General features: G+C 70.0%; 15 protein-coding genes and 1 pseudogene. 13 read left to right on the top strand and 3 right to left on the bottom strand.

What is annotated here, in order from left to right; genetic code table 11:
* Positions 1 to 364: 364 nt before the first annotated feature.
* The 8 genes from gap (at position 365) to ACSMXV_RS11945 (ending at position 8096) form a co-directional block, all read left to right on the top strand.
* Positions 365 to 1369, top strand: a complete 1005-nt coding sequence (gene gap / locus ACSMXV_RS11980; RefSeq protein WP_473177625.1) for a type I glyceraldehyde-3-phosphate dehydrogenase — start codon at positions 365 to 367, stop codon at positions 1367 to 1369.
* A gap of 114 nt (positions 1370 to 1483) precedes the next feature.
* Entirely contained in the window at positions 1484 to 2695 is a 1212-nt protein-coding gene (locus ACSMXV_RS11975) for a phosphoglycerate kinase (RefSeq protein WP_473177624.1), read from the top strand.
* Between the two features lie 6 nt (positions 2696 to 2701).
* A complete protein-coding gene (tpiA, locus tag ACSMXV_RS11970; protein ID WP_473177623.1) occupies positions 2702 to 3478 on the top strand; it encodes a triose-phosphate isomerase in 777 nt (258 codons plus the stop codon).
* A 110-nt stretch (positions 3479 to 3588) separates the two neighbouring features.
* Positions 3589 to 3819 (top strand): preprotein translocase subunit SecG, encoded by a 231-nt coding sequence (gene secG / locus ACSMXV_RS11965; RefSeq protein ID WP_181659247.1) that lies wholly within the window; start codon positions 3589 to 3591, stop codon positions 3817 to 3819.
* A gap of 226 nt (positions 3820 to 4045) precedes the next feature.
* Complete coding sequence (locus tag ACSMXV_RS11960; protein WP_119105043.1) at positions 4046 to 4381, top strand: RNA polymerase-binding protein RbpA; 336 nt, start codon at positions 4046 to 4048, stop codon at positions 4379 to 4381.
* A gap of 192 nt (positions 4382 to 4573) precedes the next feature.
* On the top strand, positions 4574 to 5821 hold the full coding sequence (locus ACSMXV_RS11955; protein WP_473177622.1) for an MFS transporter: 1248 nt from the start codon (positions 4574 to 4576) through the stop codon (positions 5819 to 5821).
* A gap of 75 nt (positions 5822 to 5896) precedes the next feature.
* Complete coding sequence (gene pgi, locus ACSMXV_RS11950; protein ID WP_473177621.1) at positions 5897 to 7549, top strand: glucose-6-phosphate isomerase; 1653 nt, start codon at positions 5897 to 5899, stop codon at positions 7547 to 7549.
* Between the two features lie 301 nt (positions 7550 to 7850).
* A complete protein-coding gene (locus tag ACSMXV_RS11945) occupies positions 7851 to 8096 on the top strand; it encodes a DUF2087 domain-containing protein (RefSeq protein ID WP_473178900.1) in 246 nt (81 codons plus the stop codon).
* A 165-nt stretch (positions 8097 to 8261) separates the two neighbouring features.
* Here the strand turns inward: ACSMXV_RS11945 and ACSMXV_RS11940 are convergent, their stop codons facing one another.
* From ACSMXV_RS11940 to ACSMXV_RS11930, 3 genes and pseudogenes are all read right to left on the bottom strand, one after another.
* On the bottom strand, positions 8262 to 10562 hold the full coding sequence (locus tag ACSMXV_RS11940) for an ABC transporter permease (RefSeq protein WP_473177620.1): 2301 nt from the start codon (positions 10560 to 10562) through the stop codon (positions 8262 to 8264).
* A gap of 6 nt (positions 10563 to 10568) precedes the next feature.
* Positions 10569 to 11222: pseudogene (locus ACSMXV_RS11935) on the bottom strand (ABC transporter ATP-binding protein); the annotation flags it as partial.
* A 107-nt stretch (positions 11223 to 11329) separates the two neighbouring features.
* Complete coding sequence (locus ACSMXV_RS11930; RefSeq protein WP_473177619.1) at positions 11330 to 11848, bottom strand: PadR family transcriptional regulator; 519 nt, start codon at positions 11846 to 11848, stop codon at positions 11330 to 11332.
* A 127-nt stretch (positions 11849 to 11975) separates the two neighbouring features.
* Between ACSMXV_RS11930 and ACSMXV_RS11925 the strand changes: the two genes are divergently transcribed.
* The 5 genes from ACSMXV_RS11925 (at position 11976) to ACSMXV_RS11905 (ending at position 18884) form a co-directional block, all read left to right on the top strand.
* Positions 11976 to 13247, top strand: a complete 1272-nt coding sequence (locus tag ACSMXV_RS11925) for an ABC transporter substrate-binding protein (protein WP_473177618.1) — start codon at positions 11976 to 11978, stop codon at positions 13245 to 13247.
* A 278-nt stretch (positions 13248 to 13525) separates the two neighbouring features.
* Positions 13526 to 15193: a glycoside hydrolase family 13 protein gene (locus ACSMXV_RS11920; protein WP_473177617.1), complete on the top strand. Its 1668-nt coding sequence runs from the start codon at positions 13526 to 13528 to the stop codon at positions 15191 to 15193.
* A 60-nt stretch (positions 15194 to 15253) separates the two neighbouring features.
* The gene (locus ACSMXV_RS11915) at positions 15254 to 16585 is read left to right on the top strand and encodes an ABC transporter substrate-binding protein (RefSeq protein ID WP_473177616.1); all 1332 of its coding nucleotides are present in this window, start codon (positions 15254 to 15256) and stop codon (positions 16583 to 16585) included.
* Between the two features lie 5 nt (positions 16586 to 16590).
* The gene (locus ACSMXV_RS11910; protein ID WP_473177615.1) at positions 16591 to 17961 is read left to right on the top strand and encodes an ABC transporter permease subunit; all 1371 of its coding nucleotides are present in this window, start codon (positions 16591 to 16593) and stop codon (positions 17959 to 17961) included.
* Complete coding sequence (locus ACSMXV_RS11905; protein ID WP_473177614.1) at positions 17958 to 18884, top strand: carbohydrate ABC transporter permease; 927 nt, start codon at positions 17958 to 17960, stop codon at positions 18882 to 18884. The genes ACSMXV_RS11910 and ACSMXV_RS11905 overlap by 4 nt, the downstream gene beginning before the upstream one ends.
* Positions 18885 to 18897: the final 13 nt, after the last annotated feature.

The raw sequence follows: 18897 nt of genomic DNA, 5'->3' as shown, positions 1-18897 counted from the left end.
ACCGGTGCCCGCGCCCACTTGGGGCGCGGGCATCCTTCTTCGTCCGTCATCGTGGGCGCCGTTGACGCGCTGTGTCGGTGGCCGCGGGTGCACATCGGACCCCGGCGGCGGGTGTCGTCAAGGTGCTCCGAGGCGCGGTCGCCGAGGGGCAGATTCCGCTCATCGGAGCGGGCTGACTCTCGGCCGTCAGCCCTTGTAGCAGCGGCTCATAGCCCTACTGGCTGGTACGCATCGCACGTGTCGCGTCGGGGCCCTCTCGATGTCACTTCGGGGGCTTTGGAGAGGTAGGGTCGTAGGCGGTCGGGGACATCCCTATAAAACTCGCCGGCGTCGAAACCGGCGTACCTAACGAGGAGATCGGTTCGTGACGATCCGCGTAGGCATCAACGGCTTTGGCCGCATCGGTCGTAACTACTTCCGCGCGCTGCTGGAGCAGGGTGCAGACATCGAGATCGTGGCTGTCAACGACCTGGGTGACACCGCGACCACCGCTCACCTGCTGAAGTACGACACCATCCTCGGCCGCCTCAAGGCCGACGTGTCGCACACCGAGGACACCATCACGGTCGACGGCCACACCATCAAGGTGCTGTCCGAGCGCAACCCCGCCGACATCCCGTGGGGCGAGCTGGGCGTCGACATCGTCATCGAGTCGACCGGCATCTTCACCAGCCGCGACGACGCCGCCAAGCACCTCGCCGGCGGCGCCAAGAAGGTCCTCATCTCGGCCCCGGCCAAGAACGAGGACATCACCATCGTGATGGGCGTCAACCAGGACAAGTACGACCCGGCGAACCACCACGTCATCTCCAACGCGTCCTGCACCACCAACTGCGTGGCGCCGATGGCCAAGGTCCTCGACGAGAACTTCGGCATCGTCAAGGGCCTGATGACGACGGTGCACGCGTACACGAACGACCAGCGCATCCTGGACTTCCCGCACAAGGACCTGCGCCGCGCCCGTGCCGCCGCCGAGAACATCATCCCGACCACCACCGGTGCCGCGAAGGCCACCGCGCTGGTCCTCCCGCAGCTCAAGGGCAAGCTGGACGGCATCGCGATGCGCGTCCCGGTCCCGACCGGCTCGGTCACCGACCTCGTCATCGAGCTCGACCGCGAGGTCACCAAGGACGAGATCAACACCGCCTTCCAGAAGGCCGCCGAGGGCCAGCTCAAGGGCATCCTCGAGTACACCGAGGACCAGATCGTCTCCTCGGACATCGTCAACTGGCCGGCCTCCTGCACCTTCGACTCCTCCCTGACGATGGTCCAGGGCAAGTCGGTCAAGATCGTCGGCTGGTACGACAACGAGTGGGGCTACTCCAACCGCCTCGTCGACCTCACGGTCTTCGTCGGCGGCCAGCTCTGATCCGTATCTGATACGGCAGGCACTCCGATGTGAGCAGCAGGGCTCGGGCAGCGCAATGCCGCGCTACCCGGGCCCTGTTGTACGAGTCCAGAGCTTTCCCTTAGGAGTCACTCCATGAAGACGATCGACGAACTTCTCGCCGAAGGCGTCGACGGCAAGCGGGTCTTCGTCCGCGCCGACCTCAACGTCCCGCTGGCCGACGGCCGGATCACCGACGACGGCCGTATCCGCGCCGTCCTGCCGACCGTGAAGGCGCTCGCCGACGCGGGCGCCAAGGTCGTCGTCGCCTCGCACCTGGGCCGCCCCAAGGGCGCCCCTGACCCGGCGTTCTCACTGCTGCCCGCCGCCGAGCGGCTCGGTGAACTGCTGGGCAAGCCTGTCGCCTTCGCCGAGGACACCGTCGGCCCCGCCGCGCACGACGCGGTGAACGGCCTCGAGCCCGGCCAGGTCGCGGTCATCGAGAACCTGCGCTTCAACGTCGGCGAGACCAGTAAGGACGACGCCGAGCGCGGCGAATTCGCCGACCGGCTCGCCGCCCTGGCCGATGTGTACGTGGGCGACGGCTTCGGCGCCGTGCACCGCAAGCACGCCTCGGTCTACGACCTGCCGGCGCGCCTGCCGCACTACGCGGGCTACCTCATCGCCACCGAGGTCGGCGTCCTGAAGAAGCTCACCGAGGACGTCCAGCGCCCGTACGTCGTCGTGCTCGGCGGCGCCAAGGTCTCCGACAAGCTCGCCGTCATCGACCAGCTGCTCGGCAAGGCCGACCGTCTGCTGATCGGCGGCGGCATGGTGTTCACGTTCCTCAAGGCCAAGGGCTACGAGATCGGCAAGTCTCTCGTCCAGGAGGACCAGCTCCCGGCCGTCGCCGAGTACATCGAGCGCGCGGAGAAGACCGGCGTCGAGCTGGTCCTGCCCGTCGACGCCCTGGTCGCGCCCGAGTTCCCGGACCTGAAGACCAAGGCCCCGGCCAACCCCACCGCGGTCGCAGCCGACGCCATCCCCGCCGACGGGATGGGCCTCGACATCGGCCCGGAGACCTGCAACCTCTACGCCTCGAAGCTCGCCGACGCCGCCACCGTCTTCTGGAACGGCCCGATGGGCGTCTTCGAGCACCCCGACTACGCCGAGGGCACCAAGGCGGTCGCCCAGGCCCTCCTCGACTCCAAGGCCTTCACGGTCGTCGGCGGCGGAGACTCCGCCGCGGCCGTCCGCATCCTGGGATTCGACGAGAACGCATTCGGCCACATCTCGACCGGCGGCGGCGCCTCCCTCGAATACCTCGAGGGCACGACGCTCCCCGGTCTCGCCGCACTGGAGGACTGAACACCCGTGAGCTCCCGCACCCCGCTGATGGCGGGCAACTGGAAGATGAACCTCAACCACCTCGAGGCCATCGCGCACGTCCAGAAGCTCGCCTTCGCCCTGGCCGACAAGGACTATGAGGCCTGCGAGGTCGCCGTCCTGCCGCCCTTCACCGACCTGCGCTCCGTGCAGACCCTGGTCGACGGCGACAAGCTGAAGATCAAGTACGGCGCCCAGGACGTCTCGGCGCACGACGCCGGCGCCTACACCGGCGAGATCTCCGGCTCGATGCTGGCCAAGCTGAAGTGCACGTACGTGGCGATCGGCCACTCCGAGCGCCGGCAGTACCACGCCGAGAGCGACGAACTTGTCAACGCCAAGGTCAAGGCCGCCTACAAGCACGGCCTCACCCCGATCCTCTGCGTCGGCGAGGGCCTGGAGATCCGCAAGGCGGGCGACCAGGTCTCCTACACGCTCGCGCAGGTCGACGGCGCCCTCAAGGACGTCCCGGCCGAGCAGGCCGAGTCCATCGTGATCGCGTACGAGCCGGTCTGGGCGATCGGCACCGGCGAGGTCGCCACGCCCGAGGACGCCCAGGAGGTCTGCGGGGCGATCCGCGGCCGGCTCGCCGAGCTGTACTCGCAGGAGCTGGCCGACAAGGTCCGCATCCAGTACGGCGGCTCCGTGAAGGCCGGGAACGTCGCGGCGATCATGGCGCAGCCCGATGTCGACGGCGCCCTGGTGGGCGGCGCCGCGCTGGACGCGGACGAGTTCGTCAAGATCGTCCGCTTCCGCGACCAGTGAGTATGCGGTAGCGGCGATCCGTCGTACCCTTGCGGGGGCCGGAGGCTCTGGAAGTGAGCTTCGGCCCCCGTCGTCCATCAGAGTCCGAGGAAGTTGGTCCAGCCGTGGTTATGGGGTTCTCGATCGCCCTGATCGTCTTCAGCCTGTTGCTGATGCTGCTGGTGCTGATGCACAAGGGGAAGGGCGGCGGCCTCTCCGACATGTTCGGTGGCGGCATGCAGTCGTCCGTCGGCGGCTCCTCGGTCGCCGAGCGCAACCTCGACCGCATCACCGTGGTGGTCGGTCTGCTGTGGTTCGCGTGCATTGTCGTACTCGGCCTGCTGATGAAGGTCAGCAGCTGACGACGCCAGGACGGTACGACGGCACGTCAACAACTACACATAGCGACGTTAAAGCCCCATGCTTGGTACGCGTTCTTTAGGCGCGGCTTATCATGGGGCTTGCGTCTTGGGGTGGGGGTGTAACTCCAGTCACTGGACGCGCGTTGGGCCTTACGTAGACTGAGGCGCCCGCAGCGAAGCGACAGGCCATGTGCTTCGCGGCACCATCACGCAGGGAGTTACGACCGTGGCAAGTGGCAACGCGATCCGAGGAAGCCGGGTCGGGGCGGGGCCGATGGGCGAGGCCGAGCGCGGCGAGTCCGCGCCGCGGCTGCGCGTCTCCTTCTGGTGCTCGAACGGGCACGAGACGCAGCCGAGCTTCGCAAGCGACGCGCAGGTTCCCGAGACATGGGACTGTCCCCGCTGTGGCTTCCCGGCAGGACAGGACCGGGACAACCCGCCGGACCCGCCGCGCACCGAGCCGTACAAGACGCATCTCGCGTATGTACGGGAGCGGCGCAGCGACGCGGACGGCGAGGCGATCCTCGCCGAGGCGCTCGCCAAACTGCGGGGTGAGATCTAGGAGTTGTCGTCCGGCCGGGCACCCATGTGCGGTGTCCGGCCGGAGTCGTCTTCCGCCTTCGGATCCGGGCCGTGCTTCGGATGCGTTCAAGCCCGCGCTCGCGGCCGATTGTCAGTGGCGGCCTCTACGGTTCTGAATCTGGGGGTACCCCCAGGCCCTTGAGGCTCTGGGGGAGGACCGGGAGGGGACGTTGTGACGACGACCGAAGCCGTGGGTGCGTCTGCGCCGACGTGGCGCGGGGGATTCGGGCGCCTGTGGACGGCTGCCGTGCTGTCGAGATTCGGCGACGCGCTGCGGACGGCGGCCTTACCGCTGCTCGCCGCCTCGCTGACGGACGAGCCGATGCTGATCGCCTCCGTGACGGCCTGCGGCTATCTGCCGTGGATCATCTTCGGGCTGCTCGGCGGGGCCCTGGCAGACCGGGTCGACCAGCGGCGCGCCATGTGGAGCGTGGACGTGGTGCGTGGCCTGCTGGTGGCGGCCTTCGCGGCGGCCGTGGCGCTGGGGCAGGCGACCATAGGCCTGCTCATCGCGCTCGCCTTCGCGCTCACCACCCTCCAGACACTCTTCGACAACGCCGCCACGGCCCTGCTGCCCAACCTGGTGGACGAGAAGGCACTGGGCAGCGCGAACGCGCGTCTGCTCACCGGCCAGCAGATCGCGGGCGGTCTGCTGGCGTCACCCGCTGTGCCCCTGTTGATCGTCGGAGGGATGGCCGTCCCGTTCGCGGCGGACGCCGTGACCTACCTGGTGGCGGCGGCACTCGTGGCCTCGCTGCGGACCTCCGTGCCTCAGCGTGACCCCAGACCCGCGGGCAGCACCCTGCGCGGGGACATCACCGCCGGGCTCCGGGCGCTGTGGCGTGACCGTCCTCTGCGAGGACTGTGCCTCGCGACAGCACTCTGCAACATCGGGATGGGTGCCCTGATCGCCACGATGGTGCTCCTCGTGATGGGCTGGCTCGACGCGGGCAACGGCGGATACGCAGCTGCTATGACGGCGTACGCGGTCGGCAGCCTGGCCGGGGGATGGGTGCAGCGGAGGCTCGTCGCTCGGGTAGGCCGAATACGCAGTGTGGTCATCGCCGGCTCGGCGCAGATCAGCGCCCTGGTGGTGATGGGCACGGTGCGCAGCCTTGCCGCGGTGGTCGTGAGTCTGGCGGTCTTCGGTCTCATGGGCATGGTCTGGAACGTGAACACGACGACGCTGATGCAACAGCGGGCGCCCGCGGAGATGCTGGGACGCATCAGTTCGGCCTTCCGCACCCTGGCGGTCGCAGGGGCGCCGCTGGGTGCCCTGCTGGGCGGTGCCGTGGCCACGGCCTGGGGACTGAACACGCCCGCGCTGCTTGCGGCAGCGCTGTTCGTCCTGTCCGTCACCGCCCTGTTGCCTGCCCTTCAACCCGCCAACGGCGGACAGACCGCTCATGGCGATACCTGATCAATTAGGTTGGGAAGTGCAGCGGGGCAAGGTACGCAGGACGTACGCAGGTACAAGAGAAGGCTGAAGTCCCAGATGAACGCAGAACGCCGTACCAGGCTCAACCAGATGCCCGAGTGGACCGCTCTGGCCAAGCACCGGGAGCAGTCGGGGGAGGTGCAGCTGCGCGAGCTGTTCGCCGCGGAGCCGGGGCGCGGCGCGGGCTACACGCTGCAGGTCGGCGATCTCTACGTCGACTACTCCAAGCACCTGGTCACCGACGAGACCCTGGCCCTGCTGCGCGACCTGGCCGCCGCGACCGGCGTGTTCGAGCTGCGGGACGCCATGTTCCGGGGCGAGAAGATCAACACCACCGAGGACCGCGCGGTGCTGCACACCGCGCTGCGCGCCCCGCGCGACACGGTCATCGAGGTCGACGGGAAGAACGTCGTGCCCGCTGTCCACGCCGTCCTCGACAAGATGAGCGCCTTCGCCGAGCGGGTCCGCTCGGGCGAGTGGACCGGCCACACCGGCAAGCGCATCAGGAACGTCGTCAACGTCGGCATCGGCGGCTCCGACCTCGGACCGGCCATGGCGTACGAGGCGCTGCGGGCCTTCACCGACCGCGATCTGACCGTGCGCTTCGTCTCGAACGTCGACGGCGCCGACCTGCACGAGGCCGTGCAGGACCTGGACGCCGCCGAGACACTGTTCATCATCGCCTCGAAGACCTTCACCACCATCGAGACCATCACCAACGCGACCTCGGCGCGCACCTGGCTGCTGAACGAGCTGGGGGCCGGTCAGGAGGCCGTCGCCAAGCACTTCGTGGCACTGTCCACGAACGCCGAGAAGGTGGCCGACTTCGGCATCGACACGGCCAACATGTTCGAGTTCTGGGACTGGGTCGGCGGCCGCTACTCGTACGACTCGGCGATCGGCCTGTCGCTGATGATCGCCATCGGCCCGGACCGCTTCCGGGAGATGCTCGACGGCTTCCACCTGGTCGACGAGCACTTCCGCACGGCACCGGCCGAGTCCAACGTGCCGCTGCTGCTGGGTCTGCTGGGCATCTGGTACGGCAACTTCCACGGCGCGCAGTCGCATGCGGTGCTGCCCTACTCGCACTACCTGTCCAAGTTCACCGCGTATCTGCAGCAGCTGGACATGGAGTCCAACGGCAAGTCGGTGACGCGCGACGGTACGCCGGTGGAGTGGGAGACCGGGCCGGTCGTCTGGGGTACGCCGGGCACCAACGGGCAGCACGCGTACTTCCAGTTGATCCACCAGGGCACGAAGCTGATCCCGGCCGACTTCATCGGCTTCGCCAACCCCGTCGCCGACCTGCAGCCGGGACTGGTCGCCCAGCACGACCTGCTGATGGCCAACTTCTTCGCGCAGACCCAGGCATTGGCCTTCGGCAAGACGCCGGAGGAGGTGCGGGCCGAGGGCGTGCCGGAGGAGCTCGTGCCGCACAAGACGTTCAAGGGCAACCACCCGACGACCACGATCCTTGCGCGCGAGCTCACGCCCTCCGTGCTCGGACAGCTCGTCGCACTCTACGAGCACAAGGTGTTCGTGCAGGGCGCCGTGTGGAACATCGACTCGTTCGACCAGTGGGGTGTCGAGCTCGGCAAGGTTCTCGCCAAGCGCGTGGAGCCGGCCCTCACCGAGGGGGCCGACGTGCCGGGGCTCGACGAGTCGACCAAGGCGCTGGTCGCGAAGTACCGCGAGGTCCGCGGCCGTTAATCGGATGCGGGAGTGCCGTCCGGCGGGTGACACTGCTCCGGCTCTGTCACCTGCCGGGAGGACCTCCATGGACCAGTTGCTTGCCGCACTCGCCGATCCGGAACGACTGAAGCTGTACGCCCGGATCGTCCTCGACGACCTGCCTCCGCGCGGCGAGGACTCCGACGCCGCGCGCAAGCACCTCGGGCGGCTGCTCGCTACGGGGCTCGTCGAGCGGCTGCCGGACGGCTCGCTGCGGGCCGATCCCGCGGTGTTCCGGCGTACGCGGCCCCAGGAGCCGCAGTCCGGTGTCCCGCGCCGCCTGGCGGGGTTCTTCGCCGGCGGGCGGCTGACAACGATTCCGGTGCGTCCCGCCGTACGGCGTGAACTGCTCGCCCATCTGACCGGGACACTGTTCGAGAGCGAGCGCAGCTACAGCGAGCCCGAGGTCAACGAGGCGTTCCGCACTGTGCACGACGACACGTCGGCGCTGCGGCGCTATTGCGTGGAGAACGGGCTCCTTGTCAGGGAACGTGACGGCAGCAGGTACCGCCGGGTGGCGGCGTAACCGCTGTGGGCAGGCGTTCCTCCCCCAGCTACCGCTGGGGGTGCCCCAGGCGATGGGGATACCTCCCATGCCCTTAAGGCAATGGGGGAGGGTGGGCACGGCCACGACGGCGGGCGCCGTTCTGACGAGGAGGTGCAGGCCTGGTCCGGTGCAGGCCGCCCCGGTTCAAGCCACCGCGCTCAGCGTGTCCGCCAGCCTACGCCGGGCCGCGCGTGCCGCCGGCAGTGCCGCGAGCGCGGCGGCACCTACCACAGCGCCCAAGCCGAACAGCAGCAGCACAAGCGGGGACGGCGCCCGGGCGATTCCGGCGCCGATCCCGCTGGAGCTGCCCTGGGCGTCGATCAGCCACTGCGCGAGGGGCACTCCGAGCGCCGTACCGGCGAACACGGCGGCCAGGGCGGTGCAGCCGGTGGCCGTCACGGAGACGAGGGCGATCTGGCGCGGTGACAGCCCGATCGCCTTGAGCGCCAGCAGGTCCCGCTCGCTCTCGCGGACGGTTCCGCCGATCGCGGTCAGCAGTTCGATGAGCCCGATCAGGGCCAGCACGGCGATCAGCCCTGCCACCACCCCGCGCAGGGGTGAGAGCCCGTCGGCCGGGTTCGTCACCGCATGGACGTCCAGCCGCCCCTGCGAGGCGGCCGTCAGCTCGGCACCGACCTGCTCGGCGTCCGCACCGGGCCGCAACCGGAGCTGGTAGAGCGTCGGTTGCAGCTCGGGGTCGTTCTCGCGGAGCGTGTCCAGCAAGGTGGAGATGACCCGGCCGCCGTTCTCGGGTTCGATGCTGCGTCCGACGATGTGCAGGATCTGCGGCCGGCCGCCCACCGTCATCCGCACCCAGTCGCCGACGCGTACGTTCAGCAGATCCAGCAGCCCCTGTCCGGCCACCGCCTCGTCGGCCCCGCGCGCCGGGCGCCCCTCCGCCAGCGAGAAGGGATACGGATCCTCCCGGGTGCCGATCCCGCGCAGCGCGATCGTGCCGGTCTGGCCCGGCACCAGCGCCGCCACCTCGACGCCCGGATGGACGGCGGCGATCCGCGGGTCGTCCGCCAGCAGGGCCCGCGCCCGCTGATCGCCGAAGCCCTCGTCGGCGCGTGCAGTGAGCGCCGCCGCGAGACCGACCTGCTCAGGCCTGCTGTGAAAGCGGTCGATCGTGGTCCAGGCGCTCAGCGCGACGACGATGAGCAGCAGCGGCAGAGCGAGCCGGGCGGTGGTGGCCAGCGAGCGTGGCCGCCACGAGAACGCCTTGTGCCAGCCCAGCACCAGCGCGGGTGGCAGCCGCCGCCCGAGCGCCGCGCGGGCCACGCCCGACAGCGGTCCGCCCAGGGGCGCCGCGGCCCGCAGTACCGGCACGGGCGGCACCCGCCCGGCCCGCCACGCCGCGAGACACGTGGCGGCGCCGATGAACAGCACCGCCGCCACGGGCACGGAGAACAGGGGGGTCGTGTGCCCGGGCAGTCCCTGCCATACGCCGACCGCGTCACCCAGACGCCCGGGCAGCAGGTGGCTCCCGGTCGCCTGAATCAGCCCCGCGGCCGCCACGGCGCCGATGAACGCGAAGCCCACGTGCTGGAGCAGGAAGATGCGCACCACCTGACCGGGCGTGAAGCCGATGGCCTTCAGGACGGAGATGTTCCGCAGATGGCCGCGGATCCGGGTGCCGATCGCGCCGTACACGGCGAGTGCCGCGGCGAGCAGGGCGCCGAGCCCGAAGAGGCCGAGCACCTGGCCGAGCAGCCGGTTGTCGCCCTGTGCCTCGGCGCGTGCCTGCTGCCAGTGGGAGACCTGGGTGACCGCGCCCGCCCCCAGTGTGGTGACGGCGCGCTGGACCGCGTAGTCCGTGTCGTCGGGGTCGGCGAGGCGCAGCCCGATGACCTGCCCCGTGCGGGCGGTGTCCGCGCGGGGCACGGCGGCAGGCAGCGCCCAGACGACTCCGGGCCGCTCACCCGGGCGGTAGCGGGGCTCGGCGCTGTCGGCGACTCCCAGTACGGTCACCGTCCGGGAGCTGCCGGGCAGGGTCAGGGTGTCGCCGGGTTCCGCCCACAGCGCCCGGGCGAGGCTGCCCTCCAGGACGACGCCGTCGGGCGTACGGGCATCCAGCCACCGGCCGGAGGTGAGGAGCGGGCGCGCGGTCGTCGGCTGATCGCCGTCGGCTCCGCGGAGTTCGACTGAGGCCCTGGTGCCGTGCGACTCGACGGTGGTGGTGGCGGTGCGGTACGGGCCTGACACGGACGTGACGCCGTCCATCGACGCGAGACGGCCGACATCGACGGACGGGGCGGTGTGGATCCACACATGGGCGCCCCTGGACTGTGTGAAGACGCGCTGCCAGGGGTTGGTGGCGTATCCGAAGAGTGCCGTGGCCAGCAGCAGCGACGCGACGATCCCGGCGGTGGCGAGGACGATGAACAGCGCCTCACCACGGTGCGCCCGCAGATCGGCGCCTGCCCAGCGCAGGGTGGCCCGCACGTCGCCTCAGCCCTTCAGCTCGAGCACACCGGACGTGCCCGCGCGGGGCGTCGGCGCGCCGTCCAGCTCGGCGTCGTCGGCTATCCGCCCGTCGAAGAAGCTGATCACACGGTCCGCGGCGCTCGCGAGGCGTGCGTCATGGGTGACCAGCAGAATCGTCTGGCCGCGCTGGTGGAAGCGGGATAGCAGCCGCATCACCTCGCGCGTGCCCTTGCTGTCCAGGCTGCCCGCGGGCTCGTCGGCGAGGAGCAGTCCGGGGTGGTTGACCAGCGCCCGGGCCAGGGCCACGCGCTGCTGCTCTCCGCCGGACAGCTCGCCCGGCATGCTGCGCGCCTTGCCGTCCAGGCTCAGCTCGGCCAGCAGCCCCTCGCGTTCGGCGCGCGCCTGCTTCGGCGACACCCCGGCGAGCAGGGCGGGCAGCTCGACGTTGTCGGCGACCGACAGATTGGAGACCAGGTTGAAGAACTGGAAGACGATGCCGATGCGCCGCCTGCGCTCGACCGCCCAGCGCGCCTCGCTCCAGGAGTCCGTGCGCTCCCCGTCCAGCCACACGCTGCCGCTGTCCGGCCGCTGGAGTCCGCCGAGCAGATGCAACAGCGTCGACTTCCCCGCGCCCGACGGGCCGGTGACGGCCACGAACTCGCCCGGCCGCACGGCGAGATCCACACCTCGTACGGCGTGGGCCGGGGCGCCTTCGCCGTGGTGCGTCTTGACCAGGCCCTCGGCCCGCAGCAGGGGAGCGGGCGCAGAAGGGTCGACGGGGGTGCTCATTCCGGCTCCTCCTCCAGCTCCTCCTGGCAGCGCTCCAGCCAGTCCAGGTCGGCCTGCAGATGCAGCATGGCGCCCTCGATCAGCAGCTGGGCGATGCGGTTGTCCCGGTTCTCGGCCGCAGCGAGCTTCGACAGACTGCGCATGGTGTTCAGGTACTGGCGCCGCTGCTTGTTGATCAGGCTGATCCGGTCGGCGATGCCGGTCTGCGGGGCGAGGGCGAGCTTCATGAAGAACTCGTCCCGGACCCGCGGCTCGTCCGCCGTCTCCTCGTACCAGGCGTGCAGCGCTTCCCGCCCGGCGTCGGTGAGGTGGTAGATCTTCTTGTTGGGCCGGCTCGACTGCTCGACTTCCTCGCCCTCGATCAGCCCCGACTTCTCCAGCCGGCCGAGCGTCACATAGATCTGGCCGACGTTCGGCTGAGGGTACGCGGCACCCAGCAGTTGCTCAAGGTCCTGCTTGAGCTCGTAACCGTGGGCCGGGCCGCGCGCCAGGAGAGCCAGAAGGGGCAGGCGCACTTCGTGCTCTCCTCCTCCCCGTCCTCGTGATGTGCCGCAGGCCCTAGTATCGCCGATGCCTAACAGGTATACATGTCGGCTGTCCGCCGGACGACGATGCCCGGTGCCGTTGTACAGGGAGGAACCTATGCGGTGGATACGTGCCGCCGGTAGGGGTCTCCTGGTCGCCGCGGTGGTCCTGTCCGGATACGTCACGTCCGGCACCCAGGCTGACGGTGCGCGCGGCAGCGGGCGCGGGCCCCTCACGCTGGCGACCGCCGGCGACCTCACCGGCTATCTCGCTCCGCTGCTCGACGGCTGGAACCGGGCACATCCCGACGAGCGGGTCACGCTCGTCGAGCTCCCCGACTCCGCCGACGAGACCCATGCCCAGATGACCACCGATCTGCGCTCCGGCGCCGGCCGCTTCGACGTGCTCAACATCGATGTCGCCTGGACCTCGGAGTTCGCGGCGGCCGGCTGGATCTCCCCTCTGCAGCGGGACCGCTTCCCGCTGAAGAGCTTCCTGCCGCCGGTGGTGGACACGGCGACGTACGAGGGAAGGCTGTACGCCGTCCCGTATGTCACCAATGCCGGGATGCTGCTCTATCGCAAGGACGTGCTGGACAAGGAGGGCGTCGAACCGCCGCGCACCTGGGCCGAGCTGGAGCGCCAGGCCAGGACCATCGCCCCGAAGCACGGACTCGACGGCTACGCGGGCCAGTTCCTGCCGTACGAGGGCCTGACCGTCAACGCCGCCGAAGCGGTCTACTCGGCGGGCGGCACGATCCTCGGCGACGAGGGCGAGCGCGTCACCGTGAACTCGGCCGCCGCGCGGGAGGGCATCGGTTTCCTCGCCCGCGGAGTGCGCGACGGGTGGATACCGCAGAAGGCACTGACGTTCAAGGAGGAGGAGTCCCGGGAGGCCTTCCAGGACGGACGTCTGCTCTTTCTGCGCAACTGGCCCTATGCGTACGTGAGCGCGTCCGGCAAGGAGTCCGAGGTCGCCGGGAAGGTCGGCGCCGTCCCGCTGCCGGGGCCCGACGGTCCTGGCGCGAGCGTGCTCGGCGGCTCCAATCTCGCGGTCAGCACGCATGCGCGCCATCCGGATTCGGCGGCCGCCCTCATCGCGTATCTGACGAGTGAGCGGGTGCAGCGGCAGGTCCTCACCGAGGGTGCGCTGCCGCCGGTGCGGGCCGATCTGTACCAGGACCCGGAGCTCATCCGGGAGTTCCCGTATCTGCCCACGCTGCGGGCCGGCGTGCTCGCGGCGGCGCCCCGGCCCAAGAGCCCGCGTTACGACCAGGTGAGTCTGGCCGTGCAGGCCGTCGTGCACGACGCGATGACCCAGCAGCAGACGCCGGAGGCGGCGGTGCGGCGGCTCGCGCGGGAGTTGGCGGCCATCGCACGGCGCGGCTGAGTCCTTCCGCACCGCTTGCCGCTTGCTCTTCCCGCCCGGTGTCTCCAGTCGGCGATTCACTAGTTACGTGTTAGGTATCCGCGTGGACTCAAGATGCCCATCGAGACCGGAAATATCGGGGCATTACTTCCCCAATTACCCACTGCTTCCTGCCTACTCGTTGACATCTCCTCGTCATGTCTACCTAACATGCATGCATAACGGCGGCCGCCCGCACAGGGCCTCTCGGCCGCGACCACCCCTCCAGGCATGACATTTCAGAGACAGGTCAACGGGTGATGCTCAAAGCCCCGGCCGGCGACGGCCTCGCGCGCCCTCACACGCACCACTGGTGGCGCGACGCAGTGATCTACCAGGTGTACGTCCGCAGCTTTCTGGACAGCACCGGGGACGGCATCGGCGATCTCGCCGGGGTCCGGGCGGGACTGCCGTACCTGAAGAAGCTGGGCGTGGACGGCATCTGGCTGAGCCCCTTCTACCCGTCGCCGCAGCACGACCACGGCTACGACGTCGCCGACTACTGCGACGTGGACCCGCTCTTCGGGGACCTCGCCGAGTTCGACCTGCTGATGACGGACGCCCGGCGGCTCGGCATCAGGGTGCTGCTCGACATCGTCCCCAACCACTGCTCCAGCGAGCACCCCTGGTTCCGTGAGGCGCTGGCCGCGGCACCCGGCAGCGAGTCGCGCGCCCGTTTCCACTTCGCCGACGGACGCGGCCCGGGCGGCGACGAGCCGCCCAACAACTGGCACGCGATGTTCGGCGGCCCCGCGTGGTCACGGGTCACCGAGCCGGACGGCACGCCCGGCCAGTGGTACCTGCACATGTTCACGCCCGAGCAGCCCGACCTGAACTGGCGCAACCCCCAGGTCGGCGCGTACTTCGACCGGGTGCTGCGGTTCTGGCTGGACCGCGGCGTCGACGGCTTCCGCATCGACGTCGCCGCCGGGCTCTTCAAGCACCCTGACCTGCCCGACTCGCCGGACCCCGAGGCCGACGCGCGTACCCGCGACTCCGTCAACCCGCTGGCCTGGAACCAGCCCGAGGTGCACGACGTGTGGCGGCACTGGCGTTCGGTATGCGAGGAGTACGCCGCGCGCGACGGCCGCGAACGGCTGCTGGTCGGCGAGGTCTCCGTGCCGACCGCACGCGAACACGCCCGGTACGTACGGCCCGACGAGCTCCACCAGGCCTTCTTCTTCGACCTGCTCTCCGCGCCCTGGGACGCCGACGCGTTCCGCAAGGTCATCTCAGAGGCCATGCAGGACATCGCCGGCACCGGCTCCACCATCACCTGGGTCCTCAACAACCACGACCAGGTGCGTACGGTCACCCGCTACGGCGAGTCCGGCACCGAGGGCAGCGGCCTCGGCACCGCCCGCGCCCGGGCCGCCGCGCTCCTGATGCTGGCGCTGCCCGGCGCCGCGTACATCTACCAGGGCGAGGAGCTCGGCCTGCCCGAGGTCGTCGACCTGCCCGACGAGGTGCTGACCGACCCGATCTTCCGCCGCACCGGAAGCCGGGCGCGGATACGCGACGGCTGCCGGGTGCCGCTCCCGTGGTCCGGCCACGCCTCGCCGTTCGGTTTCACCTCCGGTGCCGAGGGCGCCAAGCCGTGGCTGCCGCAGCCCGACTGGTTCGCCGAGCACGCCACCGAGCGGGCGCTGGCCGACACCCGGTCGTTCTGGCACCTGTACCGCGACGGCCTGCACTTGCGCGCCGGTCTGCCGCAGCTCGGTGAGGGCACCCTGCGCTGGCTCGAGACCCCACCCGACGTGCTCGCCTTCGTCCGCGGCGACGGACTCGTCTGCGCCGTCAACTTCGGCACCGCACCGGTTCCCGCGCCGGTCGCCGGTACGCCCCTGCTGTCGAGCGGACCCTGCCCGGCCGGGGTGCTCCCCGGCTCCACGGCGGCCTGGTGGATCAGCGACTGCACCAACCCCTGAGCCGTCCTCACAACCCTGATCGACCGTCAATCCAGATCACCGCTCGAAGGGACATCAACGATGATGCGACGACGTACGACACTCGCGAGCTGCACGGCCCTGGTCGTGGCCCTTGCGCTCGGCACGACCGCCTGCGGCGGCGGCCCCGTCACCGCTGCGGGCGACGGCGACAAGCCGCTGAGCGGTCAGACGGTCACCGTGGCCGGTGTCTGGTCCGGCACCGAGCAGAAGAACTTCCAGAAGGTCCTGGACGCCTTCACCGAGAAGACCGGCGCCAAGACCCAGTTCGTCTCCACCGGTGACAACGTCTCCACCGTCGTCGGCAGCAAGATCGAGGGCGGCAACGCGTTCGACGTGGTGATGGTCCCGCAGGTGGGCGTGCTCCAGCAGTTCGCCGAGCAGGGCTGGCTCAAGCCGCTCTCCAAGACGACCCAGCAGGCCGTGGACGCCAACTACGCGAGCGTATGGAAGGACTACGGCAGCGTGGACGGCACCCTCTACGGCCTGTACTTCAAGGCCGCGCACAAGTCGACCGTCTGGTACAGCCCCGACGCCCTCGACCAGGCCGGCGTCAAGCCGCCGAAGACGTACGACGAGATGCTGGAAGCCGGGCACACCGTCTCCGACTCGGGCCTGGCCGCCTTCTCCGTCGCAGGCCAGGACGGCTGGACCCTCACCGACTGGTTCGAGAACATCTACCTCTCCCAGGCCGGACCGGAGAAGTACGACCAGCTCGCCGCCCACAAGATCAAGTGGACCGATCCGACCGTGGTGAAGGCGCTCACCACCCTCGGCGAGCTCTTCAAGGACAAGGAGCTGATCGCGGGCGGCCAGAAGGAGGCGCTGAACACCGACTTCCCGGGCTCGGTCGAGAAGGTCTTCGGCCCCGAGCCGGAGGCCGGCATGGTCTACGAGGGCGACTTCGTCGCCGGTGTCGCCAAGGACCAGTTCGGCAAGAAGATCGGCGAGGACGCGAACTTCTTCCCCTTCCCGGCGGTCGACGGCGGTGAGGCGCCCGTGGTCAGCGGCGGTGACGCAGCCGTCGCCCTGAAGGACGGCAAGAACCAGAAGGCCGCGATGGCGTTCCTGGAGTATCTGGCGAGCCCGGAGGCCGCCGCCGTCTGGGCCGAGGCGGGCGGCTTCCTGTCCCCGAACAAGAAGCTCGACCTCGCCTCGTACGGCGACGACGTGACCCGCGAGACCGCCAAGTCCCTTGTCGGCGCCGGGGATTCGGTCCGCTTCGACATGTCCGACCAGGCCCCCGCGGCCTTCGGAGGCACCAAGGGCACGGGCGAGTGGAAGCTCCTTCAGGACTTCCTGCGCGACCCGTCCGACCCGAAGGCGACGGCGGCCGAGCTCGAGGACGCTGCCGCCAAGGCGTACCAGGACTGACGGCCATGACCACCGCCCTCACCACCGCGCCAGGCAAGGCGCCGAGTACCCGCCCGCCCGGCGCCGCCGACCCGCGGCGCCGCGCCCGGCGGCGGGCCCGGATCATCGCCGTCGCGTTCGTCCTGCCCGCGCTGATCCTGCTCGGCGCGCTCGTCGTCCACCCCGTGCTGTTCTCGGTCGGCCGGAGCTTCTTCGACGCCTCGGGCACCCGGTTCGTCGGGGTCGAGAACTACGCCGAGATGTTCAGCGACCCGGCCACCCTCAAGGCCGTACGCAACACGGCGATCTGGGTCGTCGTCGCCCCGGTGCTGCTCACCGGGCTCGGCCTGATCCTCGCCGTCCTGGTCGAGAAGGTCCGCTGGGCCACCGCGTTCAAGCTGCTGCTCTTCATGCCCATGGCGGTCTCGTTCCTGGCGGCGGGCATCATCTTCCGCCTCGCGTACGACGAGGACCCCGACAAGGGCGTACTGAACGCGGCCGTGGTGGGCGTGCACGACGCCTTCGAGGGAACCTCCTCGTACCCGACCGCGCGCGCCCGGGACGGCCAGGGTCTGACGAAGAGTACGGACGGCTCGTACCGCACGTCCGCCGCGGCCTCACCCGGCGACACGGTCGCCCTCGGACTGGTCGGCGTACCGCCCAAGGAACTGCCCGCGGGGGCTGAACAGGCGTACGAGGCGGCAGGGCGGAAGGCGGGCGGGGACGAGCTGCGCGGCGTCGTCTACCTGGACTTCACGCCCGGTGGGGGAGGGGAGCAGGGCAAGGTCGACAAGGCCGAGAGCGGGCTGCCGAAGATGCGGGTCGAGGCGGTGCGCGACGGGAAGACCGTGGCGAGCACCACGACGGCGGCCGACGGGTCGTTCCACCTCCAGGGCCTGGACGCCGGTTCGTACACCCTGCGGCTGCCCGCGGCGAACTTCGCCCCGCCGTACGAGGGCGTGTCGTGGCTCGGTCCTGCGCTGGTCACCCCCGCCATCATCGGCGCCTACCTGTGGATCTGGACCGGCTTCGCCATGGTCCTCATCGGGGCCGGGCTCGCCGCGCTGCCGCGCGACACGCTCGAGGCGGCCCGGATGGACGGCGCGAACGAGTGGCAGGTGTTCCGCCGGATTACCGTGCCGCTGCTCGCACCCGTGCTGACCGTGGTCTTCGTGACGCTGGTGATCAACGTGATGAAGGTCTTCGACCTCGTCTACATCATCGCGCCGGGACCGGTGCAGGAGGACGCCACCGTGCTGGCCACGCAGATGTGGCTGGTGTCCTTCGGCGGCGGCAACAACCAGGGCCTGGGCAGCGCACTCGGGGTGCTGCTCCTGCTCCTTGTGATCCCCGCCATGGTCTTCAACGTCCGCCGTTTCCGCAGGAGTCAGTCATGACCGTCACCACTCCCGACGAGCGGACCTTGGCGAAGGGGCCGGCGGCCGTCCCCGCACCTGGGAGGTCCACCTCCCGACGGTCCGGGGGCCGGCTCGGGCGCTGGCTCGGCAGCAGCCTGGTCCAGGCGTTCCTCGTGGTCGTCGGCCTGATCTGGCTCACGCCGCTCGCCGGGCTGTTCCTCTCCTCGCTCCGTTCCGCGCAGGAGAACGCGAGCGGCGGCTGGTGGACCGCCCTGACCAGCCCGTCGCAGCTGTCCTTCGACAACTACACGGCGCTGCTCGGAAACGCGGGCATGACCCAGGCGTTCTGGAACACCGTGCTGATCTCCGTGCCGACCACCGCGCTGGTCGTCGTGATCGCGGCGCTCGCCGGATACGCCTTCGCCTGGCTGGACTTCCCCGGCCGCGAACCGCTGTTCCTGCTCGTGGTGGCGCTGCTGGTCGTGCCCGTGCAGATCGGGCTGCTGCCGGTGGCCAAACTCTTCGGCCAGCTGGGGCTGTTCGGCACGGTCCCGGGCGTCGTGCTCTTCCACGTCGCGTACGGGCTGCCGTTCGCGATCTTCCTCCTGCGCAACTACTTCGCCGAGATGCCGCGCGAAATGCTGGAGGCGGCACGCATGGACGGCGGCACCGAGTGGCGGATCTTCATCCGGCTCGTCCTCCCGGTGGGCCGCCCGGCCATCGCCAGCCTGGCGATCTTCCAGTTCCTGTGGGTGTGGAACGACATGCTGGTGGCCCTGCTGTTCGCGGACAGCTCGTCGCAGCCGCTCACCGTGGAACTTCAGTCCCAGATCCGCCAGTTCGGCAGCAACATCGACGTGCTGGCGCCCGGGGCGTTTCTCTCGCTGATCGTGCCGGTGGTGGTCTTCTTCGCCTTCCAGAGGCACTTCGTACAGGGGGTGATGGCGGGGTCGGTGAAGTGACCCTGCACGGCGC

This window comes from Streptomyces sp. DSM 42067 (assembly GCF_055792885.1).
This window is presented reverse-complemented; position numbering and strand designations above follow the sequence as displayed.

What these genes read in the sequence shown, in the direction of transcription:
- ACSMXV_RS11920 (WP_473177617.1), top strand. Translation starts at nt 13,526, where the DNA reads ATGCTCAAAGCCCCGGCCGGCGACGGCCTCGCGCGCCCTCACACGCAC.
- ACSMXV_RS11915 (WP_473177616.1), top strand. Translation starts at nt 15,254, where the DNA reads ATGATGCGACGACGTACGACACTCGCGAGCTGCACGGCCCTGGTCGTG.
- ACSMXV_RS11910 (WP_473177615.1), top strand. Translation starts at nt 16,591, where the DNA reads ATGACCACCGCCCTCACCACCGCGCCAGGCAAGGCGCCGAGTACCCGC.
- secG (WP_181659247.1), top strand. Translation starts at nt 3,589, where the DNA reads ATGGGGTTCTCGATCGCCCTGATCGTCTTCAGCCTGTTGCTGATGCTG.
- ACSMXV_RS11905 (WP_473177614.1), top strand. Translation starts at nt 17,958, where the DNA reads ATGACCGTCACCACTCCCGACGAGCGGACCTTGGCGAAGGGGCCGGCG.
- ACSMXV_RS11925 (WP_473177618.1), top strand. Translation starts at nt 11,976, where the DNA reads ATGCGGTGGATACGTGCCGCCGGTAGGGGTCTCCTGGTCGCCGCGGTG.
- pgi (WP_473177621.1), top strand. Translation starts at nt 5,897, where the DNA reads ATGAACGCAGAACGCCGTACCAGGCTCAACCAGATGCCCGAGTGGACC.
- ACSMXV_RS11975 (WP_473177624.1), top strand. Translation starts at nt 1,484, where the DNA reads ATGAAGACGATCGACGAACTTCTCGCCGAAGGCGTCGACGGCAAGCGG.